The 25,016-nt window shown below is 73.4% G+C and carries 15 protein-coding genes; 6 read left to right on the top strand and 9 right to left on the bottom strand.

Going from position 1 to position 25,016, the window contains the following annotated elements; translation table 11 throughout:
• Positions 1-184: 184 nt before the first annotated feature.
• Both GT755_RS40250 and GT755_RS35115 read right to left on the bottom strand, forming a co-directional pair.
• Positions 185-2,482, bottom strand: coding sequence for an ABC transporter permease (locus GT755_RS40250; RefSeq protein WP_161483872.1), 2,298 nt, complete (start codon positions 2,480-2,482; stop codon positions 185-187).
• Positions 2,467-3,180, bottom strand: coding sequence for an ABC transporter ATP-binding protein (locus GT755_RS35115; protein WP_030455527.1), 714 nt, complete (start codon positions 3,178-3,180; stop codon positions 2,467-2,469). Before GT755_RS35115 ends, GT755_RS40250 begins: the two co-directional genes overlap by 16 nt.
• A gap of 99 nt (positions 3,181-3,279) precedes the next feature.
• Here GT755_RS35115 and GT755_RS35110 point away from each other — a divergent pair, with 99 nt between their 5' ends.
• Positions 3,280-4,074: a sulfotransferase domain-containing protein gene (locus tag GT755_RS35110; protein ID WP_161483871.1), complete on the top strand. Its 795-nt coding sequence runs from the start codon at positions 3,280-3,282 to the stop codon at positions 4,072-4,074.
• Complete coding sequence (locus GT755_RS35105) at positions 4,071-4,880, top strand: sulfotransferase domain-containing protein (RefSeq protein WP_161483870.1); 810 nt, start codon at positions 4,071-4,073, stop codon at positions 4,878-4,880. The genes GT755_RS35110 and GT755_RS35105 overlap by 4 nt, the downstream gene beginning before the upstream one ends.
• Positions 4,881-4,885: 5 nt before the next feature.
• On the opposite strand, the gene GT755_RS35100 is transcribed toward GT755_RS35105, so the two are convergent.
• The 5 genes from GT755_RS35100 to GT755_RS35080 all read right to left on the bottom strand — a co-directional run bounded on the left by GT755_RS35100 (position 4,886) and on the right by GT755_RS35080 (position 10,475).
• Complete coding sequence (locus tag GT755_RS35100) at positions 4,886-6,079, bottom strand: ABC transporter permease (protein ID WP_161483869.1); 1,194 nt, start codon at positions 6,077-6,079, stop codon at positions 4,886-4,888.
• Positions 6,076-6,777 carry an ABC transporter ATP-binding protein gene (locus GT755_RS35095; RefSeq protein ID WP_161483868.1) on the bottom strand — a complete coding sequence of 234 codons (702 nt, stop codon included), beginning with the start codon at positions 6,775-6,777 and terminating at the stop codon, positions 6,076-6,078. Before GT755_RS35095 ends, GT755_RS35100 begins: the two co-directional genes overlap by 4 nt.
• Positions 6,774-7,916, bottom strand: coding sequence for a peptidoglycan-binding protein (locus GT755_RS35090; RefSeq protein WP_161483867.1), 1,143 nt, complete (start codon positions 7,914-7,916; stop codon positions 6,774-6,776). The genes GT755_RS35095 and GT755_RS35090 overlap by 4 nt, the downstream gene beginning before the upstream one ends.
• A 159-nt stretch (positions 7,917-8,075) precedes the next feature.
• On the bottom strand, positions 8,076-8,876 hold the full coding sequence (locus GT755_RS35085) for an alpha/beta fold hydrolase (protein WP_161483866.1): 801 nt from the start codon (positions 8,874-8,876) through the stop codon (positions 8,076-8,078).
• Between the two features lie 6 nt (positions 8,877-8,882).
• Entirely contained in the window at positions 8,883-10,475 is a 1,593-nt protein-coding gene (locus tag GT755_RS35080) for an MBL fold metallo-hydrolase (protein ID WP_161483865.1), read from the bottom strand.
• Between the two features lie 201 nt (positions 10,476-10,676).
• On the opposite strand from GT755_RS35080, the gene GT755_RS40245 reads away from it, so the two are divergent.
• Positions 10,677-10,889, top strand: coding sequence for an MbtH family protein (locus GT755_RS40245; protein WP_030455519.1), 213 nt, complete (start codon positions 10,677-10,679; stop codon positions 10,887-10,889).
• Between the two features lie 81 nt (positions 10,890-10,970).
• Positions 10,971-11,906 carry a TauD/TfdA family dioxygenase gene (locus tag GT755_RS35070; protein WP_161483864.1) on the top strand — a complete coding sequence of 312 codons (936 nt, stop codon included), beginning with the start codon at positions 10,971-10,973 and terminating at the stop codon, positions 11,904-11,906.
• On the opposite strand, the gene GT755_RS35065 is transcribed toward GT755_RS35070, so the two are convergent.
• Complete coding sequence (locus GT755_RS35065; protein WP_235968113.1) at positions 11,903-13,225, bottom strand: cation:proton antiporter; 1,323 nt, start codon at positions 13,223-13,225, stop codon at positions 11,903-11,905. The genes GT755_RS35070 and GT755_RS35065 overlap by 4 nt on opposite strands.
• A gap of 100 nt (positions 13,226-13,325) precedes the next feature.
• On the opposite strand from GT755_RS35065, the gene GT755_RS35060 reads away from it, so the two are divergent.
• Both GT755_RS35060 and GT755_RS35055 read left to right on the top strand, forming a co-directional pair.
• Positions 13,326-14,819 carry a tryptophan 7-halogenase gene (locus GT755_RS35060; protein WP_161483862.1) on the top strand — a complete coding sequence of 498 codons (1,494 nt, stop codon included), beginning with the start codon at positions 13,326-13,328 and terminating at the stop codon, positions 14,817-14,819.
• Between the two features lie 77 nt (positions 14,820-14,896).
• Positions 14,897-15,370 (top strand): hypothetical protein, encoded by a 474-nt coding sequence (locus GT755_RS35055; RefSeq protein ID WP_161483861.1) that lies wholly within the window; start codon positions 14,897-14,899, stop codon positions 15,368-15,370.
• Between the two features lie 50 nt (positions 15,371-15,420).
• Here the strand turns inward: GT755_RS35055 and GT755_RS35050 are convergent, their stop codons facing one another.
• A complete protein-coding gene (locus GT755_RS35050) occupies positions 15,421-24,801 on the bottom strand; it encodes a non-ribosomal peptide synthetase (RefSeq protein ID WP_161483860.1) in 9,381 nt (3,126 codons plus the stop codon).
• Between the last annotated feature and the right edge of the window lie 215 nt (positions 24,802-25,016).

The raw sequence follows: 25,016 nt of genomic DNA, 5'->3' as shown, positions 1-25,016 counted from the left end.
TTGTGCGTCTCCTTAAGCAGCGAACGCCGCGCCGAAGAAACGCCCGGTTGTCGATTCGAATTACCCCGTACGTTTCGGCAGCCCCCGGTAGACCTCGACATTCCAACGCACGACCGGCGGGAACACAAGAAAGACGACCTTGTTCAACCACGGCATCGCCGCAGTTGAACAAGGCCGGAGGAGGTCACTCGCTGCGGAGCACGGAGGCGGTCGGCATCGCCGCCGCCCGCCCGGCGGGCGGCCACGCGCCCACGACGGCCAGCAGCGCGCCGGAGGCCGCCAGCGGCACGAGCAGCGGCCAGGAGTAGACGTCGATCCACGAGCGGGCCATCCCGCTGCCGAGCAGGCCGCCGGTGTAGTCGACCACCACGTGGTGCGCCAGCACGCCGAGCGGCACGCCGGCGACGCCCCCGGCGAGGCCGAGGGAGGCCATGGAGACCAGCATCATCAGCACGACCTGGCCCGGAGCCATCCCGATCGCCTTCAGCACGCCCAGGTCCCGGCTGCGCTCCCGGGTGCTGAGCACGACGCTGTTGACCACCCCGATCGCGGCGGCCACGCAGATGACCACGGAGAAGACCAGGAAGAGGGTGCTCAGCACGGCGCCGTTGCCCAGGTCGGGGGCGCTGATCCTGGCCCGCATCCCGGGCGGCATGACGGCGTTGGCCCGCGCGACGTAGGCGGCCGGGTCGAGGCCGGGGTCGACGATCACCGAGACCGCGGCCGACATGGAGAGCAGGCCGGGCTGGGGGAAGGTGGCGGCGTCGAGCATCAGCCGGTCGATGTCGGGGTGGGCGAACGAGCCGACGATCCGGACCTTCGTCTCCGTGCCGCCCGCCGACAGGACGAGCTCGTCGCCGACGTCGAGCCCGTGGAGCCGGAGGAACCCCTCGGCGGGCACCACCTCGCCGGGAGCGGCGAACCACCGCCCGCGTACGAGGTTGTCGCCCAGGAACGGGCCGTAGTCACCGAGATAGCCCTCGACGGTCATCTCCGACGGCAGGCCGGGGATCGTCGCGGTCAGGTTGCCCTGGCTCATCACGGCGGCGGTGCCGGGCAGCGACCGCGCGAACGCGGTCACCTCCTCCTGGCCGGGGCGCCTCTCTTCGGGCACGCCCGGGTCGACGCCGACCTTCACCGAGGTGTGCCCCTCGGTGTCGGCCAGCCCGATCCGCGTCACCGTCTGGTGGAGGCCCAGGCCCATCGTCACCGCCGTCACCCCGAGGCAGAGCCCCGCGAGCGTGAGCGCGGTCCGGGCCGGCCGGGCGAACGGCAGGCTGAGCCCGAGCGCGACCGGCGCGGGCAACCGGGTGCGGGCCAGCCGGCGCTGGGGACCTCGTCCCCGTCCGGCGCGCGAGACGGTCCCGGCGCTGATCGCCTGCACGGCCGGGAGCCGCCCGGCCCGCGACGCCGGGACCAGCGCGGCGAGCGCGACCAGGGCGAGCACGCCCGCCCCCGCCGCCACGGCCAGGAGGGCGGAGATCCCCCCGGCCGAAGGGAGCTGGAAGCTCCCGGCCAGCCCGGCGGCGGTCCGCGCGGCGACGACCCCGCCCGCGACCACGCCCACCAGACAGCCGGCCGCCGCCGGGACGGCCACCATCAGCACGTAGCCGGAGGTGACCTGGGCCGGGGTGAACCCGAGCGACTTCATCACGCCGATGTGCCGGAAGCCGGCGACCACCGCGCCGCTGACCACGTTGCCGACGATGAACACCGACACGGCCACGGCCAGCAACCCGAAGACCCCGACGAACGGGATCATCTCCTGGAACCGCTCCTGGAACGCCTGCCGGGTGGCGATGTAGGACTCGTTGCCCGTCATCGGCAGCCCGGCCGTCGCCTGGGCCAGACTCCGCTGCACCTCGGGTGAGTCGGCGGCCCGCTCGAACCGGTACAGCATCTGGTACGCCTCGGGGCGGACGGTGTCGAACTGCGCGGGCGTCACCCATCCGCCGACCCCGCCGGTCGCCGACGTGGCGAACCCGACGACGGTCAGCTCGGGCAGCCCGGACGAGCGCAGCACCGTCCCGAGCCCGAGCCCGGCCGCCGGGGAGCCGCTGAGCACGACCTCCCCCGGCGCGCTCGCCCAGCGTCCCGCGGTCACGCTGAGCCGGTCGACGGGACCACCGGGGTCCTGCCGCCCCGCCACGACGAGGCTGAAGGCCCGGCCCGGCCCGCCGATCCCGGGGAACGTCGCGACCGGGAACGGCCCGGCCGCGGCCGTGACGCCCGGCGCGGTCGCCGTCGCGGCCAGTTGTCCGGCGCTCACCTCGGCCGGGTCGAAACGCGCGGTGGCGTGGGCGCCCGCGGCCCGCTCGAACGCGTCGTCGAAGAGGGAGCCGGCCCGGGTCACCAGGCCGAGGCCGAAGATGAGGGTGGTGGTGGCCAGTGCGACGACCAGGGCGATGCTGACCGTCTGGAGGCGGCGGCGCCGCACGCCCGCGCGCGCGACCGTCCAGACGGCGCTCAGCGGGCGTGCCACGACCGGCCCCTGTCGAGCTCGGTCTGGCCGACGATGCGGCCGTCCATGAAGTCGACCTGCCGGGTCGCGCACCGGGTGACCAGCCACTGGTCGTGGGTGACCAGGAGCAGGGTCTGGCCGGTGCGGTTGAGGTCGAGCAGCAGGTCCATGATCTGCTCGCCGGTCCGGCTGTCGACCGCGCCGGTCGGCTCGTCGGCCATGAGCAGGGCGGGCCGGTTCATCAGGGCGCGGGCCACGCCGACCCGCTGACGTTCGCCGCCGCTCAGCGTCGCCGGGTAGGCATCGCGCCGGTCGGCGATGCCGAGCCCGTCGAGCAGCTCCAGGGCACGGGCCCGGGCGCCGCGCGCGGGCACGCCGACGAGCCGCGCCGCCAGCGCGACGTTCTCCAGCACCGGCAGGTCGTCGAGCAGGTTGAAGAACTGGAAGACGATCCCGATGTGCCGGCGGCGGAACCGCGCGAGCGCCGCCTCGCCCATGGCGGTCAGGTCCTCGCCGTTGACCACGACCGAGCCGGACGTGGGCCGGTCGAGGCCCGCCACCATGTTGAGCAGCGTCGACTTGCCGCTGCCCGACGGCCCGACGACCGCGACCGCCTCGCCGGGGGAGATCTCCAGAGTCACGTCGTGCAGGGCGGCGACGCCGCCGTAGACCTTGCGGACCGCGTCGAGCCGGATCACCGCTCCCTCGCCTTCGTTCATGCTCCCACCATGGTCGCCGGAAGGTTGCATCCGAGTGACCGTCCGCGTTAACCCTGTCCTTATCCGGCGCGCTCCCCCACCGTGGAAAGAGGACTCATCATGCCGCTGGCCTGGGTCGCCTCCTATCCCAGATCGGGCAACACCTGGACGCGCATATTGCTGGCGAGTTACCTGAGGGACGCGGCCATCAGTTTCACGGTCGCCGAACTGGGCGTGCTCGACGAGGCGGTCACCGACCTGATCGACGTCTTCGAGCACGGCCGGGCCCTCCCCCTCGACCGGCCCGGCACCCTGGCGGTGAAGACCCACTTCCTGCCCGGCGCCGACGTCCACCGCCCCTACCGGGACGCGGTCGGCAAGGTGCTCTACCTGATCCGCGACCCGCGCGACGTGCTGCACAGCGCCGAACGGTTCCTGCGGGTCGGCCCCGGCCACCGGGAGGCGTTCGCCCACCACTTCGTCGCCCATCGGGGCGCGCGGGCGTGGGAGAAGGTCGGCTACGGCTCCTGGCCGGCCAGCGTCCTGGAGTGGACCTCGCCCGACCGGCTGCACCGCCACTTCCCCGGCGCCGAGATCAGCGTCGTCCGCTACGAGGACCTCAGACGCGATCCCGTCACGGTGCTGCGCGAGATGATCGTCTTCCTGGGGTTCGACGACGACCCCGACGCCGGGCGGGTCGAGCGGGCCGTCGCCAACTCGCGCCTCGACGTGCTGCGCGGTGTCGAGAAGAAGGACGGCACGCGCGGCGCCCCGGCCGAGCCGTTCTTCGGCGACGGCCTGACCAGGCGCAGCCTCGCGGGCTACGGCCCCGACGTCGAACAGGCCTACGCCCGCCTGCTCGACGGCGACGCGGAGTTCGCCGGCCTGGCCCGCGACCACGGATACGCCTCATGAGCCCGCTCGCCTGGATCTCGTCGTGCCGCCAGTCGGGCTCGGCCACCGCCCACCTGCTGCTCGTCGGCTACCTGTTCGACGCGCCGCCGCACGAGGTCTCCCAGGAGGCGGCGCTGGCCGCGGCCCCCGACCTCTTCCAGCTCTGCAACTGGGGCCGGACGGTGCCGCTCGACGAGCGCCGCCCCCACGTGGTGCGCACCTACGCCCTGCCCGGCGAGGAGATCATCGCGCCCTACCGTGCGGCCACCGGCAAGGTCGTCTACGTGGTCCGCGACCCGCGCTCCCTGATCTCGGCCATCGTGCACGGCGGGCGGGTGAAGCCCGGCGACCGGGCCAGGACGGCCGTCGAACTGGTCGGCGCCCTCGGCGCGATCCCCGGCTTCGGCCCGTCGAGGGCCACCTGGGAGGACCACGTCGCCGAGTGGACGACGCCCGAACGGGCCCGCGCCCACTTCCCCGGCCTGAGCGAGATCTGCGTGGTCCGCTACGAGGACCTGACCAGAGATCCGGCCGCGGCCCTGCGCCGTCTCGTCGCCTTCCTCGGCACGATGGGCCCGGTCGACGACGACCGGATCAAGCGGACCTTGGCCGCATGGACGCCCGACGCCGTCAGGGAGGCCCCGATCTCCTCGCCCCTCCCGGGCATCGAGGCGTTCCGGGACCCCCGTCCCCGTCCGGGGAAGGCGCCGGACGAGCCGCCGCCGCTGGCGGAGATCAGCCCCGAGGCCGAGGAGGCCTACCGGCGGCGGATCGCCGGCGACGCCGCGTTCGCGGCGCTGGTGAAGCGGTTCGGCTACCTGCCCTAAGGGGTCTAAACGGTCGCGAGCGCCTCGGTGGGGGTGAGGCGCGCCGCCCGTCTGGCCGGGTAGAGGCCGGCGACGGCGCCGATGGCCACCGAGGCGAGCGCGCCGCCCGCGATGGCCTGGACCGGCAGTTCCAGCGGCCAGCCCTTGAACGCGGCGTACCCGAAGCAGATGACCAGGCCGATGCCGACCCCGGCCGCGCCGCCGAGCGCCGACAGCGTGACCGCCTCGGTGAAGAACTGCATGCGGATCTGCCCCCGGGTCGCCCCCAGCGACCGGCGCAGGCCGATCTCCTGGCGGCGCTCCAGCACCGAGATCACCATGATGTTGGCGATGCCGACCCCGCCCGCCACCAGCGCCACCGCGCCCAGACCGAAGAACAGGGCGTTGAAGGCGTTGTTGGCCGCGGCCTCGGCGGTCAGCGCGTCGGACGGGCGGCTGACCTTGACCTCTTCGGGGTGTGCCGGGTTAACCGTGTGACTGAGCCGGTCACGGACGTATTGCACGGACTCGTTGCTGGAGCGTTCGTACAGGGTGGTGGCGTAGCCGTCGAAGCCGAGCTGGCGGGCGTAGTCCCACCCGATCAGCGCCGACCGGTCGATCTCGGGCGCGAGCTTCACCGCGTCGAGGATGCCGACCACCATGAACCAGCGCCCGGCGATGTAGACGTGGCCGCCCGCCTCGCCGATGCCGAGCCAGTTCGCCGCGCTGGCGCCTAGGACGACGGTCGGATAGCGGCCGGTGGCCTCGTTGAGGAACGTGCCCGACTTCACCGTGCCGCCCAGCGCGCCCAGCAGGTCGGTACGGGCGGCCTGCACCGCCACCCCGCTGGTGTTGGACGACGGGATCTTGTCGGTGCGCCGGACGGTGGCGTCGTCGACCAGGCCGACCGCCGTGACGCCCTCGACTCCGGGGATCCGGGCCACCATGCTCTCGGCCTCGGCGGGCAGCCGGGCCTCCTCGCCGAGCAGGGTGGTGCCGGCCTCGACGGTCAGCATGTTGGTGCCGAGCTGCCGGATCTCCTCCATGAGCCCGGCCATGCTGATCGTGCTGATGCCGACCAGGCCGACCATCGACGCGACGCCGATGGCGATGCCCAGCGCCGACAACACGGCCCGCGTCATCCGGCCGCGCAGCCCTTCGAGGCCGACCGCCACCAGGTCGCCGCCGCGCAGCCGGACCGGCTCGGGAAGAGTGATCATGCCGGGACCCCCGTCTCCACTCCGCGCACGTCGGCCTGGATCCGGCCGTCGCGAACCTCCAGCCGCCGCGGCAGGGCGGCGGCGACCTCCATGTCGTGGGTGATGACCACGATGGCGGTGCCGTCGCGGTTGAGCTCGGCCAGGAGTTCGAGCACCCCGGCGCCCGAGACCGAGTCGAGGTTGCCCGTGGGCTCGTCGGCCAGCAGCAGCGGCGGGTCGCTCACCACGGCCCGCGCGATGGCGACCCGCTGCTTCTCGCCGCCGGACATCTGGTTGGGCCGGTGGTCGAGACGGTGGCCGAGGCCGACCCGCTCCAACGCCACGCGGGCCCGCTCGCGGCGGTGCCGCGGGGCGACGCCGTGGTAGAGCAGGCCGGTGGCCACGTTGTCGACGGCCGACAGGTAGGGGGTGAGGAAGAACTGCTGGAAGACGAACCCGATCCAGCGCGCCCGTACGGCCGCCAGCTGCCTGTCGGCGAGCTTGGCGACGTCGTGGCCCTGGATCAGGACCCGGCCGGTGGTCGGCCGGTCGAGCGTCCCCATCAGGTTGAGCAGGCTCGACTTGCCCGACCCGGACGGCCCGACGATCGCCGCCAGCTCCCCCGGCCCGATGGTGAGCGAGACGTCGCGGACCGCCTGCACCCCGCCGGGGTAGTTCTTGGTGACGTGCTCCACCTCGATGACCGGTGTCGGGCTCATGTGCGGGCCACCTCGACGTTCATCCCCGGCTCCAGGTCGCCCTTGACCTCGACCTTGTCGCCGTCGAAGATGCCGAGCTCGACCGGGACCGAGCGGACCGCCCCCGAGGCGTCCCTGACGTTCACCGAGTAGGCGCCCTCGCCCGAGGCGAGCAGGGCGTTGACCGGCACGACCAGCACGTCTTCGTGGACGGTGCTGGAGAAGCCGACCGTGGCGGGGGCGCTGTCGAGACGCCCGGCGCTGCTCGCCTTGTCGAGCGTGATGGACACCGGGATCGTCGCGTTCTCGGTGCCCTCGCCGGTCTGCGACTTGGCGTTGGTGGTACCGGCGGTGGCGACGGTCCCGATCGAGGTGATGTGGCCCGTGGTGGCCTTGCCGCCGGGCAGGGTGACCCTGACCTCGGCGCCCTTCTTGGCCAGCCCCTGGTCGTTGACCGGCAGGTCGACGGTGACCGTGCGGCCCAGGCCGCTCGCGGTCAGGACGGTGCCGCCGGCGTCGCCGCCCAGCAGGCCCTTCACGTCGGTGACCCGGATCGCGCCGGGCTGCACCACCGCCGTGTCGAGCGTGAAGACGCCGGTCTCCGGGAGGTTCACGTCGTCCTGCCAGGCCTTGACCGCCTGGGCGGTGGCCCAGGTGAAGGTGCGGTCGACGGTGACGTACTTCCCGTAGCCGAGCGCTTCGAGGTTGCGCTCCAGCTGGAGCACGTCACGGCCGGTGCGGCCCTGCTGGAGGTCCCGCCAGAACGGCGTCGCGCCGTAGAACAGCGGGACGGTCACCCCGTCCTTGCCGTAGACGCGGTCGCCGCGCCTGATCACGTCGCCGGCCTCGGGCAACCAGGTGATGCGGCCCTTGGCGCCCAGGACGGTGTAGGTCCCGGCGTAGCCGAGCGTGCCGTCGACCTCCCGCACGTTGACCATGTCGGTGCGCTCCACCGGGACCGTCGGCAGCGTCGAGACGACCGCGGGCGGGGGTTCGGCGCGGTTCTGCAGCGCGTAGACGGCGGCGGCCGCGCCGACCACCAGTACGACGGCTCCACCCATGAGCACACGCCGGCGGCCCCGGCGGTTCCGCGACGGGGCCTCCCCGGGTGGCGCCGGGGCCGTCCGCGCCGCCGATGCCCCGATCTCGGAATCCAGCATCATCGGCTCCCTCCGTTTGAACGAACTCCTGCCATCCGAACTCTGGCCTCCGGGCGGTTTCCCCCCGGTGACCGCAAGCGTTAACCACCGCCTTATGCGCGCGGCGGGGACACACGAAGCCCCCGCGCGGGCGTGCCGCGCGGGGGCCGGGACAGGCCGTCAGACCTTGTCGAAGAACTCCACGATCGCCTGGTTGACCTGGTCGGGCCGCTCCAGGTGGCCGAGGTGCCCGGCGCCGGGGATCTCGACCAGGTCGCAGTCGGGGATGAGGTCGGCCACCTCGGCGCCGAAGTGGGGCGGCGTGACGACGTCGTCGGCGAAGGCGATGACCCGGCAGGGCGCCGTGATCCGCCCCAGCACCGCGCGGCGGTCCTGGTCGGTGTCGATCCACTCCTGGCCGGAAACGCCCGGCCCGCCGCCGCTCAGCTCGAAGACCTCCAGCCACGACGCCACCGCGTGGTCGTCGTTCAGCGTGCGGGGGGAGAGCATGGTGAGCACCGAGTGGAGCGCCCGGTACTCCGGCGGCAGCGCGACCCCGTCGCGCCGGAGGCTCAGCTCGGCCGCCGTCTGGGCCCGGCGCAGCATGTCCGACCGGGCCCGGGTGGCCATGAGCACGGCCGAGTGGACGAGATGGGGCGCCCCGGCGGCCAGTTCCTGCGCCACCATGGCCCCCAGCGACGTGCCGACGATCCGGCACGGCGCCAGGCCGAGCGCCTCGATCAGGCCCCGCGTGTCGGCGACCATGTCGGCCAGGGTGTAGCGGCCGGGCGGGGCGTCCGACGGCGGGATGCCGCGGTTGTCGAAGGTGACGGTGGCGTAGCCCGCCGCCCGCAGGGCGGGGGTCTGGTGCATGTCCCACTGGGTGCTGGACGCGCCGGACCCCATGACGAGCAGGACGGTGTCGCCCTGTCCCGACCGCTGGAACGACAGCCGGATCCCGTTGGCGCGGACGAAAGGCATGCTCTCCTACCAGGTCCACTCACGGATGTTGAGCAGGTGCTCGGCGGCCACGTCGTGCTCCTTGCACCAGGTCATGAACTCCTCGATCTGCTTGATCTGGTAGGTGTCGGGCGTGTACGTGGTCGCCATGACGTGCCCCTGCCAGCTCTCCTCCCCCATGGCGTAGACGTAGGCCTCGCGGGAGCCGAGTTCGGTCATGATGGCGGCGGCCTGCTCGGCGTTGGAGCCCGACAGCTTGCGCGAGTCGCTCATCTTCTTGGTCACCGGCCGGGTCAGCAGGCCCTGGTAGAGCCAGGTCAGCGGGGCGCCGTCGCACTCCATGCCGAGGAAGGCGATGTCGACCTCGCCCAGGTGGGAGCGGATGTACCGGTAGAGCGGCGGGGCGATGCCCGAGGAGTCGGCGCCGATGAACACCGACTTCCCGGCGAGCTGGACCAGGTAGGTCGACTTGGCCCGGATGTCGAGGTCGGAGTGTTCGCCGAGGAACGGCGTCGCGACGACCTTGGCCCCGCCGGGCAGTGGGATCTCGTCGAAGTCGTCGACCTCGATCACGGTGAAGCCCATGGACCGCAGGTAGAGACCGATCGAGGGGTCGCACAGGTTGCCCCGCGACGAACGCGGCACGACGACCGCGCCGGTGCGCGAGCGCAGCTGGAGCAGCGTCTCCAGGACGATGTGGTCCTGGTGACCATGGGTGATCAGCACCAGGTCGATGCGGTCGGGCAGGTCGTCGAGGGTGTAGCGGTCGCCGTGGCGGTTGTCGGCGCTGATGAACGGGTCGGCGACGACGGCCGCCTCGGGCGTCTGGAGCACCAGGCAGGCGTGGCCGTAGTAGCGGATGCGGCCGCCGCCCTCGATGTGGCGGTCGGGCGACAGGCTCGGCCGGGTGTCGAGCAGGCCGCGCATCAGAGCGGCCTGGGCGTCGTCGAGGTCGAACAGCTCGCGCAGGCGGGCCAGGGTGGTGCCCTCGATCCGGGCGCGGAACAGCTCGTCGAGTCCCGGGTGGTCGAAGGCGATCGGCAGCTCCAGCACGCCGGGCATCGGCAGGCGCGGGGTGCTGAGGATGAACGGCCGCTCGACGCCGTCCTCCAGCGACAGCTGCACCGACTGGCGGCGGCGGTCGAAGGCCGGGCTGTGATAGAGCAGCGGCTCCATGACGTGGAGCGAGGCCTGGTTGCTCGTGTCGTAGGCGAGCTCGACCAGTCCGTGGAGCGACGGGTGGAGCTTCGGGTAGAGCGGGGTCAGGTCGAAGCCGGTCGCGTTCTGCCGCAGCAGTTCGTCGGCGTCCTGGATCGCGGCGGCGAAGGTGAGCATGTCGGCCCGGTCGCGCTTGATCGTGTCGAGCAGGTCACCGATCTCGGTGGCCCGCGACTCCTCGACGTTGACGAAGTAGCCGCCCCGCAGGGCGGGGTTGGTGCTGGCGGCGATGTGCACCTGCGGGGAGTGGAGATAGGACTCCAGCAGTGGCACCTGCACGTTCGCCAGGTTCATCGCCGCCTGGGCCGGCGCCACGATGTGCATCCAGGCGTAGAACCGGTCGACCAGCGGTTCGATGATCGCGTTCGAGCGGAGAAAGAGACGCTCGCTGCTGTCGGGCATTCTGACCTCTCCCATTCTGGAATAAGCGATAACGCATCACGGCGCCGGGCGGCGCGTCAACGAAAGGTGTTCAACCGCCGCACGGCCGCGGTTGAACACCGGCGCCGAAATCTTGAACGGCCTCGCGGCGCGTGCGATGGTGGGTCCCGCTGCGACGCGAATAGCGCATCGCCTTTTTCGCCGACAAGTGAGGACGGTCCGGTGCCGAATCCGTTCGAAGATCCCGACGCGAGTTATCTGGTCCTGGTGAACGACGAGAACCAGCATTCCCTCTGGCCGGTTTTCATCGACGTGCCCGACGGCTGGACCACCGTTTTCGGGGAGGCGTCGCGGGACGAGTGTCTCGAATACATCGAGAAGTCGTGGACCGACATGAGGCCGAAGAGCCTCATCGAGTCGATGAAACAGAAATAGCGACCGAGCCCGTTGTTCCCGGCCGGCGGCCATCTGGCCGCCGGCTTTCTCCTTTTCCCCGGCAGCGAAGGGACGACCGCGATGAACGGCGACTGGCGCCCCCACGAGATCACCGTCGAGGAGACGGGCACGCCCGACCTGGTCGGGTGGCTCGACGACCTCGGCCCCGACAAGCTAACCACCCTGCTCACCGAACGCCGGGGCCTGGTCTTCCGCGGCTTCGGCGTGACCCCCGGCTCGGTCGGCGCGGTGTTCGACCGGCTGGTGCCCGACCGGCTCGCGTACGTGCACGGGAACTCCCCGCGCACGCGCGTCGGCGGGAACGTCTACACCTCGACCGAGTATCCGCAGCAGTACACGATCTCCATGCACAACGAGCTCAGCTACGCCCACCGCTGGCCCACCCGGCTGGCGTTCTACTGCGAGAAGGCGGCCGAGCGCGGCGGCGCGACCCCGGTCGTCGACGGGGAGCGGTGGCTGGCCTCGCTGGACCCGCAGGTCAGGGAGGCGTTCGCGGGCGGCGTCCGCTACGTGCAGAACCTCCACGACGGGTTCGGCTTCGGCAAGAGCTGGCAGGACACCTTCGAGACGGCCGACCGGGGCGTGGTCGAGGACTTCCTCCGCGAGTCGGGGGCCGAGTGGGAGTGGGGCCCCGACGGGCTGCGGGTGGTGCAGCTCCGTCCGGCGACCACGCGCCATCCGGTGACGGGAGCCGAGGTCTGGTTCAACCAGGCCGACCAGTGGCACCCGGCCGGCCTCGGCGACGAGACCTCGGCGGAGCTGTACGACATCCTCCCGCCCGAGGAGTTCCCCCAGTACGTGACCTTCGCCGACGGCACGCCGGTGCCCGACTCCCACGTCGAGCAGATCCAGGAGCGCGGGCTGGCCGCCGCCGTGGACGTCGACTGGCGCGACGGCGACGTGCTGCTCATCGACAACGTGCTGCTGGCGCACGGGCGGCGGCCGTTCGAGGGCACCCGCCGGGTGCTGGTGGCGATGTCGGGGGTGCCGTCCTAGACGGCCCGGGAGCCCGAGCCGTCGTCGACGCCGAAGGCCTGGGCGCGCAGCCGTTCCTCGGCGGTGTGCTCGATCCGGGACATCGCCGTGCGCAGGATCGGCGGGGCCATCAGCGAGGTCGCGATCGCCACCAGCACGATGATCGTGTACATCTCGGGCCCGAGCACGCCGAGCCGCAGCCCCACCATCGCGATGATCACCTCGATGACGCCGCGGGCGTTCATGCCGGCGCCGAGCGCGAGCCCCTCCCAGTGGTTCAGCCTGCTGAGCCGGGCCCCTAGGTAGGCGCCGGCGAACTTTCCGACGACGGCGACGGCGAGCACCCCGAGCCCGGTGAGCAGCACGACCGGGTCGGCGAGCGCGGTGAGGTCCATCCGCAGCCCGGCGGTGGCGAAGAAGACCGGCGCCAGTACCGCGGCCACCATGGTCTGGAGCGGGGCGATGCGCTCCCGGTCGAGCGCGTCCGACCTGCTGATCACGATGCCGGCCACGAACGCGCCGAACACCGCCTCCAGGCCCATCGCGTGGGTGGCGGCGGCCGCCAGCAGCGTCATCAGCACGACGACGGTGACGAGCGTCCCGTTCCCCGGCGACCGCTGCGCGGCCCGCAGCAGGGCGGCGACGGGACGGCGGGCCAGCCCGGCGCCGAGCAGGACCACCGTCAGCCAGACGATCGGCAGCACGACGTCGCCCGCGCCCACGCCGGTCGTGGCCATGGCCGCGACCACCGACAGCAGCATCCAGCCGACGATGTCGTCGACCATGACCGCGCAGAGGATGAGCTGGCCCACGTTGCGGTGCAGCAACTTCATGTCCATCAGCGTCCGGGCGATCACCGGGATCGCGCTGACCCCCATCGCGACCCCCATGAACAGCGCGAACGTGGGCCGGTCGGCGGTGTCGGGGACGAGCGAGCCGGGCAGCGCCAGGCCGAGCCCCACCCCCGCCGCCAGCGGCACCGCGATCCCGGCCACCGAGATCCGCAGCGCGTCGCCGCCGCGCCGCCGCACCAGCCCGAAGTCCATGTGCACGCCGGTCAGCGCGATGAGCAGCAGCACGCCGAACTGGCCGACGGCGTCCAGCATGTACTGCTGACCGGGGTCGCGCGGCAGCAGCCACTCGCTGACGGCCGGGGCGACGTGCAGCAGCACCGAGGGCCCGACGAGCACGCCGGCGCACAGTTCGCCGACCAGGGGCGGCAGCCCGACCCGCCGGGCGAGGCGGCCCAGCACGAACGCGAGCAGCAGCAGTCCGCCGACCTGGAGGAGGAATAGCAGAAGCTGGTGGGCGGGAATTGGCGGTATCGGCGCCGTCGGCATGGTCACCATTCCATGGAAAAGGGCCGCGCATTTGGCGGGCGAAGGAAGTGGAGAGCATTATCTTCATCGGCGATTGCCCAAATTCGGAAGGCGGCCGTGAATGACCAGCGTAAATCAAGAGGAATTCGATGTCGTCGTCGTGGGCGGCGGCCCCGGCGGTTCGACCCTGGCCACGCTCGTGGCAATGGCCGGGCATCGGGTGCTGATCCTCGAGAAGGAGTCGTTCCCGCGTTACCAGATCGGTGAGTCCCTGCTACCGTCGACGGTGCACGGCGTCTGCCGTCTCATCGGCGTGACCGACGAGCTGGCGAAGGCCGGATTCACCCACAAGCTCGGCGGCACATTCCGCTGGGGCGCCCGCGACGAACCCTGGACTTTCTCGTTCTCGGTCTCCAGGAAAACCGCGGGCAGCACCTCCTACGCCTATCAGGTCGAGCGCATGAAGTTCGACCAGATCCTGCTCGACAACGCGCGGAGGAAAGGCGTCGAGGTCCGGGAGCGCTGCGCGGTCAACGACGTGGTCGAGGACGACGGGAAGGTCGTCGGCGTCACCTACACCGACGCCGACGGGACCGTCCGCCAGGCCGGCGCCCGCTACGTCGTGGACGCCTCGGGCAACACCGGCCGCCTCCACCGCCACGTCGGCGGCACCCGCGAGTACTCCGACTTCTTCCGCAGCCTGGCGCTGTTCGGCTACTTCGAGAACGGCAAGCGCCTGCCCGCGCCGCGGTCGGGCAACATCCTGTCGGTGGCGTTCGGCAGCGGCTGGTTCTGGTACATCCCGCTGAGCGACACGCTGACCAGCGTGGGCGCGGTCGTGCGCCGCGAGGACGCCGACAAGATCCAGGGCGACCCCGAGACCGCGCTGATGAAGCTCGTCGCCGAGTCGCCGCTGATCAGCGAGTACCTGAAGGACGCCACCCGGGTCACCACCGGCGAGTACGGCAAGCTGCGGGTCCGTAAGGACTACTCGTACACGAACACGAAGTTCTGGAAGCCGGGCATGGTGCTCGTCGGCGACGCGGCCTGCTTCGTCGACCCGGTCTTCTCCTCGGGCGTCCACCTGGCCACCTACAGCGCCCTGCTGGCGGCCCGCTCGATCAACAGCGTGCTGGCGGGCGAGATCGGCGAGACGGCGGCCTTCTCCGAGTTCGAGAACCGCTACCGCCGCGAGTACAGCGTCTTCTACGAGTTTCTGATGTCGTTCTACGACATGCACGTCGACGAGGACTCCTACTTCTGGCAGGCGAAGAAGGTCACCTCCAGCACACGCGGCGAGCTGGAGTCGTTCGTCGAGCTGGTCGCCGGGATCTCGGCCGAGGAGTTCGACCTGAGCGACGCCGAGTCGGTGGCGCTGCGGTTCAAGAAGCGGTCGGCCGAGTTCGCCGACGCGGTCGGCGAGTTGTCCGGCCCCGAGGAGGGCGGCGACATGAAGCCGCTGTTCAAGTCGTCGGTCGTGCGCCAGGCGATGGAGCAGGGCACGCAGGAGCAGACCCGGGCCATCCTCGGCGTGGGCGCCGACGCGCCGATGTTCCCCGGAGGGCTGGTGCCCTCGGGCGACGGCCTGCGCTGGGCCGTCCCCGACACCGACTGACCCGGCCCGGCCGGATAAGGAGAGGGTTAACGTTGGCGGTCACCGTGCCGAAACCCCCGGTTCGCGATCCTCAGGGCATGAGGAGACTGATGCTCGCGGCGGCGGTCCTGGCCGTGTCCACGCTCGGGCTCGCCGGCTGCGGAGACGAGCTCACCGGACGGTCGATGTCCCAGGCCGACCGCGACAAGATGGTGAAGTACGCCGAGTGCATGAAGGAGTACGGCGTTCAGGTGCCCGTCCCCGACCCCAACGGCGGACCGGCGATCGGCGGCGGCCAGACCGCCGACCCGAACGACCCGAAGGAACTCGCGGCCCGCGCGGCGTGTGAGCGGTTCGCCCCGCCCCTCGTCGCCGACCAGGCGCCGCCCGCCGGGGTGGTGGAACACGCGCTGAAGATGGCGGCGTGCCTGCGCGAGCAGGGCATAGCCGCGAAGGATCCCAAGCCGGGCGAGAACAACCTCACCCTTGAGGAGGGCGCCGCCGAGTCGCCCGAGAAGCTGCGGGCCGCGTACGCGACCTGCACCCAGAAGTATCCCGCCCCCGAGGCCTGACCAGCAGACGGAAGCCCGTCCCCCGATCGTGGGGGACGGGCTTTCGCGTGTCAGCGGGCGGGCTGGCGCATCGGCCGCAGCCGGGGCCGTTCGTCGGCCCGGTCGCCGGTCGCCAGCCACGCCGCGAGGGCGGCGGGGGTCGGCCGGTCGAACAGCTCCTGGATCGGGATCTCCTCGCCGAGCGTCACCCTGACCCGGCTGACCAGGCGGGTGGCCAGGAGCGAGTGGCCGCCCAGGGCGAAGAAGTCGTCGTCGACGCCGACCGACGGCAGGCCCAGGATCTCCGCGAACGCGGCGCACAGCGCCTCCTCGCGGGCGCTCGACGGGCGGGGGCCGGTGTCGGCGGTGACCCGTTCGGGCTCCGGCAGGGCGGCGCGGTCGAGCTTGCCGTTGCCGGTGAGCGGCAGGTGGTCCACCAGGACGACGGCGGAGGGCACCATGTGCCGGGGCAGGTTCTCGGCGGTGAAGTCCCGCAGGCCGCGCACGAGTCCGGGGTCGGCGCCGGTGGGCACCACGTACGCGACCAGGGACAGGTCCCCGGCCGGGTCGGGGCGGGCGACGACGGCCGCCTGCGCCACGGCGGGGTGCGCGGCGAGCACGGCCCGCACCTCGCCGGGCTCGACCCGGTGGCCGCGGATCTTGACCTGGTCGTCGGCCCGGCCCCGGTGCTCCAGCACTCCTCCGGTGGTCCAGCGGGCGCGGTCGCCGGTGCGGTAGACGCGGGTGCCCGACCCGAACGGGCTGGCCACGAAGCGTTCGGCGGTCAGGCCCGGCCGTCCGGCATAGCCGCGGGCGAGCTGCGCGCCGGCGACGTAGAGCTCGCCCTCGACGCCGGCCGGGACGGGACGCAGCGCGTCGTCGAGGACGTAGGCGGCCGTGTTGGGCACGGGAGTGCCGATCGGAACGGCGCCGTCGGCGGCGAGGCGGCCGGTGACGACGCCGATCGTGGTCTCGGTCGGGCCGTAGTGGTTGTGGACCGGCAGGTCCCCGGCGGCCTCCACCAGGCGCCGGGCCCAGCCGGGCTCGGCCGCCTCGCCGCCCAGGACGAGGGAGCCCTGGGGCAGCAGCCACGTCAGGTCGCCCGCCGAGCCGAGTGCGGCCAGGTGGGAGGGCACCATCTTCACGTGGTCGATCCGGTGGCGGGCCAGGTAGCCGGCGACCGCCACGGGGTCGGTGACGGTGTCGGGGTCCAGGACGTGCAGCACGCCGCCCGTGGTCAGCGCCGCGAGGACCAGCGTGTTGCCCAGGTCGGTGACGAGCGGCTGGAGCAGCGCGTAGCGGGCGCCCTCTTCGCCCAGGCCCAGGCGGGGCGGCACGTGGGCGGCGTAGTTCGCCAGGTTGCCGTGGGTGACGGCGACGCCCTTCGGGCGGCCGGTCGAGCCGGAGGTGTAGATCACGTAGGCCGGCCATCCGGGGTCGGGGACCAGGCCCAGCGGAGTGGCGGGCTGGGCGGCCACGGCGGGGTCATCGATCGCGACCAGGCGGACCCGGCGGGTGACCGGCATCTCGTCGAGGACGTCGGCCGACCCCACGAGCACCCCGGCCCGGCTGTCGGCGAGCACGGCGGCGGTCCGGGACACCGGGTGGGCCGGGTCGAGCGGCACGTAGGCGCCGCCCGCCTTCCAAACGGCCAGCATCGCGGCGACCATGTCGAGGCCGCGCGGCAGGCACAGGCCCACCACCGACTCGGGGCCGACCCCGAGGGAGCGCAGGTGACGGGCCAGCCGGTTGGCGCGCTCGTCCAGGTCGCCGTAGCGCACCTGATCGGGGCCGCAGACGACGGCGACGGCGCCGGGGGCGCGGGCCGCCTGCGCGGCGAACGCCTCCGGCACGGTCGGCACGGGCCCGGCCGCGGCGGTCCGGTTCCAGTCGCCGACCACCCGTCGCCGCTCCTCGGGGTCGAGGACGTCCACGGAGAGGAACGGCCGGGCGGGGTCGGCGGCCAGCGCGCCGGTCAGGTTCTGGAGGCAGGTGCGCAGCAGGGCGTGGACGCGGGCCGGATCGGCCGGGGTGCGCGCGTCGACGGTCACCACGAAGTCGGCGCCGGTGTCGCGCACGATCAGCGTCACCGGATAGTTGGTGCGCTCGGTGGTGGCGCGGACGGTGACGCCGTCGAGGACCGGGACCGACTCCTTGAGGTGCTGTTCGTGCTGGTAGTTGAGGATCGAGGTGAACAGCGGGCCGCCCGAGGCGATCCCGGCCGCCTTCTGGGCCAGCGCGAGCGGCGCGTGCTCGTGGTCGAGCAGGTCGGCCAGGCCGCTCCGGACCTCCGCCAGCGCCTCGGCCACGGTCCGGTCGCCGGCCCTGACCCGCAGGGGCAGCGTGTTGAGGAACAGGCCGGGCACCCGGTCGGCGCCCGCGCCGCCGTTGAGACGGCCGGTGAGCACGGTGCCGAACACGACGTCGTCGCGTCCCGAGAGGGTCGCCAGCACGCGCGCCCACGCCAGATGGAAGACGGTCGCCGGGCTCGTGCCGAGACGTCTGGCGGCGGCCCGGACCCGGTCGGCCAGGGCGCCGTCGACCGGGCCGCCCGCCCGCGACAGGCCGCCGCCGTCGCCGCGCACGTCGACCAGCCCGTAGGGCGCGGTGGTCTCGGTGACGTCGCCGAGCAGGGCGGCGAAGTGGCGTTCGTGCTCGGCGGCGGGCGTCCCGAGCCGGGCCTGGGCGACCAGGTTGCGGAACGGCAGCGGCTCGGGCAGCGCGTCGCCCCGGCCCGCGAGGAAGGCGCGCACCTCGTCGAGCAGCAGGCCGACGGTGGTGTGGTCGCCCACCATGTGATGGATGCGCAGCAGGGCCCGCACCGGCCCCTCCCCGCCGGCCTTCACCTGCACGCCCATGAGCGGGGCCCGGTCGAGCGGCAGCCGCTCGGCTCCCCCGAGTTCGCCGGTGACGTCCTCGATCGGGATGACCGCCCGCCGCCAGACCACCTGGACCGGCTCGCGCAGCCCTTCGGAGACCACGGCGGTCCGGTAGACGTCGTGGCGGTCGACCACACGTTGCAGCGCGCCGAAGAAGGCGTCGAGCCGGTCCCGGGTGTCGAACTCCAGCACCACCGAACGGAGGTAGACGTCGGCGTCGTCGGTGAGGTGGTGGAAGAGCATGCCCTCCTGGAGCGGGACGAGCGGGTAGACGTCCTTGACGTTGGCCGCGCCGCCGTCCACGGTGGCGACGACCCGGGCGATCTCCTCCGGGTCGAGGTCGACGAGGGTGAGCATGCCGGGGGTGATCTCGCGGGCGCCGTCGGGGATGCGGTTGGGCGGCACCTCGACCGGTTCCGGCCCGGCGACCGCGGCGAGCTCGGCCGGGGTCGGGGTCAGGAACAGGGCGCGTACGGACACCGAGACGCCGCGCGCCCGCAGGTCCTCGACCAGGGTGACGGCCGTCAGGGAGTTGCCGCCCAGGGTGAAGAAGTCGTCGTCGGGCCCGACGGCGTCGAGGCGGAGCACGCGGGCGAAGGCGGCGCAGAGGATCTCCTCCTGCACGGTCGCCGGGCCCCGCCCCTCGCCCGGTCCGGTCGCGTGGCCGGGCGCGGGCAGCGCGGCGCGGTCGAGCTTCCCGTTGCCGGTCAGCGGCAGTTCGTCCAGCACGACGACGGCCGACGGAACCATGTGGGCGGGCAGGCGAGCGGACAGGTGGTCGACGACCCGGCCGGCCAGGCCGTCGGGCTCGCCGCGTTCGCCCGGGGCGACGTAGGCGACCAGGCGGGTCTCCCCCGGCGCGTCGTGGCGGGCGACGACGGCCGCCTGACCGAGCTCGGGGTGGGTGGCGAGCGCGGCCTGCACCTCGGCGGGCTCGACCCGGTGGCCGCGGATCTTCACCTGGTCGTCGGCCCGGCCCGCGAAGGCCAGGCGTCCGTCGGCGCCCCAGCGGGCCCGGTCGCCGGTGCGGTACATGCGACCGGCGGGGCCGTACGGGCAGGCGACGAAGCGTTCGGCGGTCAGGCCGGGCCGGTTCACGTAGCCCCGGGCCAGGCCCTCGCCCGCGACGTACAGTTCGCCGGTGACGCCGACGGGGACCGGGCGCAGGCGGTCGTCCAGGACGTACACGCGCGCGCCGCCGATCGGGGAGCCCATCGGGACCCGGCCCGCCGCCACGTCGCCTGCGGTGAGCCGGGTGGTCGTGACGCCGATCGTGGTCTCGGTCGGGCCGTAGTGGTTGTGCACCTCGCGGTCGCCCGCCTGGGCCAGCAGCCCGGCCACCCAGCCGGGCGGGGCCGCCTCGCCGCCGAGCACCAGCGTGCGGGCCGGCATCGCCGAGAGGGCGGCCAGGTGCGACGGCACCGCCTTGAGGTGGTCGATCCGGTGGTCGGCCAGGTAGCGACGGACCTCGGCCGGGTCGAGCACGCTGTCGGGGTCGAGCACGTGCACCTCGCCGCCGGTGACCAGCGCGCCGAACAGCGTCGTGTTGCCCAGGTCGGTGACCTGCGGCTGGAGGAGGGCGTAGCGGTCGCCGGGGACCGACCAGCCGAGCCGGTCGGGCACGGTCGCGAAGTAGGCCGCGAGCGCGCCGTGGGTGACGGCCACGCCCTTGGGCCGGCCGGTCGAGCCCGAGGTGTAGATGACGTACGCCAGCCCGCGCGGCTCCACCCCGGCGAAGGGCGCCGTGTCCGGTTCCGGCACGAGCAGGTCCTCCGCCGCGACGATCCGCGTGCGTCCCGCCGGGAGGTCGCTGATGTCCTCGCGCGGCGCGACGAGCAGCACGGCGCGGCTGTCGCGGAGCTGGAAGGCGACCCGGTCGACCGGCTGCCGCACGTCGAGGGGCAGGTAGGCGGCCCCGGCCCGCCACACGCCCAGGATGGCCGCGATCATGCCGGGTCCGGGCGGCAGGCCGAGCGCGACCACCGACTCGGCCCCGATCCCCCACTCGGTCAGGCGGCGGGCCATGCCCTCGGCGCGGGCGGCCAGGGCGGCGTACGAGAGGCGCTCGTCGCCGGAGACGACCGCGACGGCCTCCGGGGTGCGCGCGGCCCGGTCCCAGAACCGCTCGGGCACGCTCGCCGGGTTCGCGGGGAACGGAGTGTCGTTCCAGGTGACGAGGGTTCGCTCGCGCTCGGCGGCGTCGAGCGGATCGACCTCGCTCAGCCGGACGCCCGGCGTGGCGGTCACCGTGTCGAGCACCCGCAGGAACCGCTCGGTCAGCGACCGCGCCGTGGCGGGGTCGAACAGGTCGGCCGACGCGGTCACCGCGCCGGTCAGACCGGCCGGGCGCGACCGCTCGTCGAAGGTCTCCGCCACCATGACGTCGAGGTCGAACTTCACCCCCGGTCGTGCTCCCGGCACCGTCTCCACGGCGATCCCAGGCAGGTCGAGCCGTACGTCACCGGCGTCCTGCATGGTGAGGACGACCTGGAAGAGCGGGTTGCGGGCGGCCGACCGGACCGGGGCGAGCTCCTCGACGAGCCGCTCGAACGGCACGTCCTGGTGGGCGAAGGCGCCCAGCGTCACCTCCCGCACGCGGGCCAGCACCTCGGTGAACGCCGGGTCGCCGCTCAGGTCGGTCCGGATCACCAGCGTGTTCACGAAGCAGCCGACGAGGTCGTCGAGCGCGTCGTCGGCGCGGCCCGCCACGGCCGACCCGATCGGGACGTCCTCCCCGGCCCCCGACCGCGACAGCGCCACGGCCAGCGCGGCGTGCAGGACCATGAACGTGGTCACGCCCTCGGCGCGGGCCAGCCGGGCGATCCGCGCGTGCACCTCGGCGGGCACGTCGAGCGGCACGTCGTGGCCGCGGTGCCCGGCCACCTCGCCGCGCGGGCGGTCGACGGGCAGCGGCAGCTCCTCCGGCGCGCCCGCCAGCGCGTCGCGCCAGTGGGCGACCTGCTCGGACAGCAGCCGTTCGCTGAGCAGGTCGTGCTGCCACAGGGTGTAGTCGGCGTACTGGACCTTGAGCGGACGCCAGCGCGGCGCCCGGCCCAGAGCCCGAGCGGCGTAGGCCTCCGAGAGGTCGCGGGCGAGCGGGCCCATGGACCAGCCGTCGCCGGTGATGTGGTGCACCAGCACGACCAGCACGTGCTCCCGGGAGCCGACCCCGAACAACCACGTCCGCATCGCGGGCTCGGCCGACAGGTCGAAGGCGTAGGAGGCGGCCCGGGCGACGGCCTCGGCGACCCCGTCGGGCGCGACCCGCTCGAAGACCGGTTCCCAGCGGGCGTCGTCCACGTCGAGCACCCGCTGCCAGGGGTGGCCGTCCTCGACGGGGAAGACCGTCCGCAGGCTCTCGTGCCGGTCGACCACGTCGCGGAAGGCCAGGCGGAGGGCGTCGCGGTCGAGCTCGCCGGTCAGGCGGAGCACGATCGGCGCGTTGTACGTCGCCCCGCGCCCCTCCAGCCGTTCCAGGAACCAGAGCCGCCGCTGCGAGAAGGACAGCGGCAGCCGTTCGGGGCGCTCGCGGGCGGCGAGCGGCGGCCGGGCGGGCGCGGCGGACGCGCCCAGGCGGGCGGCGAGCCCGGCCGGGGTGGGGGCGGCGAACAGGTCGCGGATCTCCAGGTGGACCCCGAACGCGGCGCGGACCCGCGAGATGACCCGGGTGGCCAGCAGCGAGTGGCCGCCGAGTTCGAAGAAGCCGTCGTCGGGACCGACCGATTCGACGCCGAGCACCTCGGCGAAGACGCCGCAGAGCAGCTCCTCCTCCAGGGTCGCCGCCCGCCCCGGCCCGGCGCCGCGCACCGGCGCCGGCAGCGCGGCCCGGTCGACCTTGCCGCTGCGGGTCAGCGGGAACTCGGGCAGCACGACCACCACCGCGGGCACCATGTGCGCGGGCAGCCGCTCCGCCACGAACGCCCTCGGGTCGCCGGGGTCGTCACCGGTCACGTACGCGACCAGCTGCCGGTCCCCCGACTCGGCCTCCCTGGCGACCACCGCGGCCTGGTCGACGCCGGGGTGGGCGGTCAGCGCCGCCTCGATCTCCCCCGGTTCGATCCGCAGGCCGCGGATCTTCAGCTGGTCGTCGGCCCGGCCCGCGAAGACCAGGCCCGTCTCCGGGGTCCACCTGACCAGGTCGCCGGTCCGGTACATGCGCTCGCCGCCGGGCGCGGCGACGAACCGTTCGGCGGTCGGCCCGGGGGCCGCCAGGTAGCCGCGGGCCAGGCTGGTGCCGGCCACGTAGAGTTCGCCGGTCACCCCGGCGGCGACCGGTTCGAGGAAGTCGTCCAGGACGCGGAGGCGCGAACCGGCGACCGGGGTGCCGATGCGGGGCACGCCGCCCGCGACCAGCGGCGCCGACATGGTGGCGCAGACGGTCGTCTCGGTCGGGCCGTAGGCGTTGACGAGTTCCCGTCCGGGCGCCCACCGCGACAGCAGGTCGGGGGTGAGCGCCTCCCCGGCCGACACCAGCGTGCGCACGCCGGGCAGGTCGGCGGGGTCGAGCGCGGCCAGCACGGCCGGGGGCAGCGTCGCGTGGGTGACGGCGTGGCGGTCGAGGACCTCTTCGAGGCCGCGTCCGGGCAGCAGTTCGTCGGCGGGGGCCACGACGAGCGCCGCGCCGGTGCAGAGCGCCATCAGCATCTCCCAGGTCGCCGCGTCGAAGCCGATCGAGGCGAACTGGAGCACCCGTGCTCCGGGGCCGGCGCCGAGCCGGGCGGCCTGGGTGGCGACCAGCCCGGCGACCCCGGTGTGCGACAGCGCCACGCCCTTGGGACGGCCGGTCGAGCCGGAGGTGAAGATCACGTACGCCAGCCCGGTGAGCTCGGCCGTGACGTCCGGCCGGTCCGCCGGGCGGGCCGCGACGGCCGCCGCCGTGGCCGGGTCGTCGAGGGCGATCGGCAGCACGCCGCGTACCGGCAGGTCGTCGAGGACGGCCGACTCGGTCAGCAGCGCGACCGCGCCGCTGTCGGCGAGCATGCGCGCGGTGCGCTCCAGCGGCTGCCGGGGATCGATCGGCAGGTACGCCGCCCCCGCCTTCACCACCGCCAGCAGCGAGGCGACCAGGTCGGCGCCCCGGTTCATGACGACCGCCACGACCGACTCCCGGCGCACCCCGGAGGCCGACAGGTGGTTGGCGAGCCGGTTGGCGCGGGCGTCGAGGTCGGCGTAGGAGAGCGTGCCCGCGTCGGAGACGACCGCCGGGGCGTCCGGGGCGCGGTCGACCTGGGCGTGGAACAGCTCCGGCGCCGTCGCCCCCGGCACCGGGCGGGCCTCCTCCAGGGCGACCGCTCCCCCGTTGAGGCGGACGCGGCCGATCCGCTCCTCCGGCGCCGCGGCGGCCAGCCAGGTCAGCACCCGCACGAACCGGTCGAGGACGCGGTCGGGCGCGCCGGGGCCGAAGCGGCGGCCGTTGAGGTCGGCGCTGATCTCCAGGCCGACGCCGGGACCGCGGTCGTACACGTTGATCTGCTGGTTCCTGACCGGGCCGATGGTGTGGTTGCGGACCCTCGGCACGCTCGGGCCGAAGGCCGGGTAGTCGTAGCCGAGCATGTTGACGTTCAGGTCGAACAGCGCGGCGTGGCCGAGGTCCCTGGCCAGGTCTTCGTGGCGGTAGCGCTGGTGCCGCACTCCGGCCTTGATCGCCTCTCCCGTCCGCTGCACGAGTTCGGCCACCGTCATGCCCGGTGCGAGGGTCAGCCTGAGCGGCATCACGTTCGTGGTGACCCCCGGGACCAGCCGTTCCTCCCGCCCGGCCCGGCCGAGCACGGGCAGCCCGAGCACGACGTCGCGGGCGCCGGTGGCCCGGTGGTGGTGGAGGGCGGCGGCGGCCACGACCAGCCCGGCGAGGCTGGTCCTCAGCCGCCGGGCCGCGTCCTTGAGCGGCCCGGTCCGCCCGGGGTCGAGGTCGGTCGTGGCGCGCAGGCGGATGCCGGGATGCGGCTCGTCGTCGGCGGGCCGCTCCTCGGCCCCGGCCAGGACGTCGAGCCAGAACCGCCGGTCGAGCGCCTGGTCGGGCGAGTCGCGGTAGGCACGGTCGGCGGCGGCCAGCGCCGCCACGGGCAGGGTGGGGAAACCGGGCGGCTCCGCGCCGGCCAGCAGCGCGGTGTACGTCTCGGCGACCCGCCCGGCCACGGTGGCGACCCCGTGGCCGTCGAGGATGAGGTGATGCGGCCGGTGGTGCCAGATCACCCGGCCGTCGCCGAGGTCGAACACGGCGCAGCCGTACAGGGGGCCGTTCGCCAGGTCGACGGGGCGCTCGAAGTCGGCCCGCATCCAGGCCGTCGCCGCCGCGAACGGGTCGGGCTCGCCCGACAGATCGGCGACGTGGACCGGGAGCCCGGCCGCGGGGTCGACCCGCTGGCGGGGTATCCCGTCGGCCACGTCGAACCGGAGCCGGTAGGCGTCGGTGCGGGCCAGGACGTGGCGCAGCGCGGCCACCAGCAGCCCGGCGTCCAGGCCGGCGAACTCCAGATATTCGCCGACATTGTAAAGTCCGGAGTCCCCCGCGACCTCCTGGGCGTACCAGAGACCTAATTGGGCGGACGTCAATTCCTGCGGCTCGGCGGTCATCGGCCCTCAGCTCTCTGCGCCGGCCGAGCGAAAATCGGCACGGCCCGTCCGGGTCAAAAGAAAATATGCCGTACCCTATGGGCCGCCATCCTCGCCAGCGACGTTATAGGACGTCAAGCGGCGTTCAACTGCCGCTGCGCTGTGGTTGAACATCGGCCTGCCACGAATAAGACTCCGGAAATACAATCCCGGAACAGCGCGAAAGCGAGGGGATA

It is taken from the genome of Herbidospora solisilvae, from assembly GCF_009901565.1.
In the GTDB taxonomy this organism is placed as follows: domain Bacteria; phylum Actinomycetota; class Actinomycetes; order Streptosporangiales; family Streptosporangiaceae; genus Herbidospora; species Herbidospora solisilvae.
The sequence above is the reverse complement of the archived record's forward strand: the minus strand, read 5'-3'. Positions and strand labels throughout refer to the sequence as shown.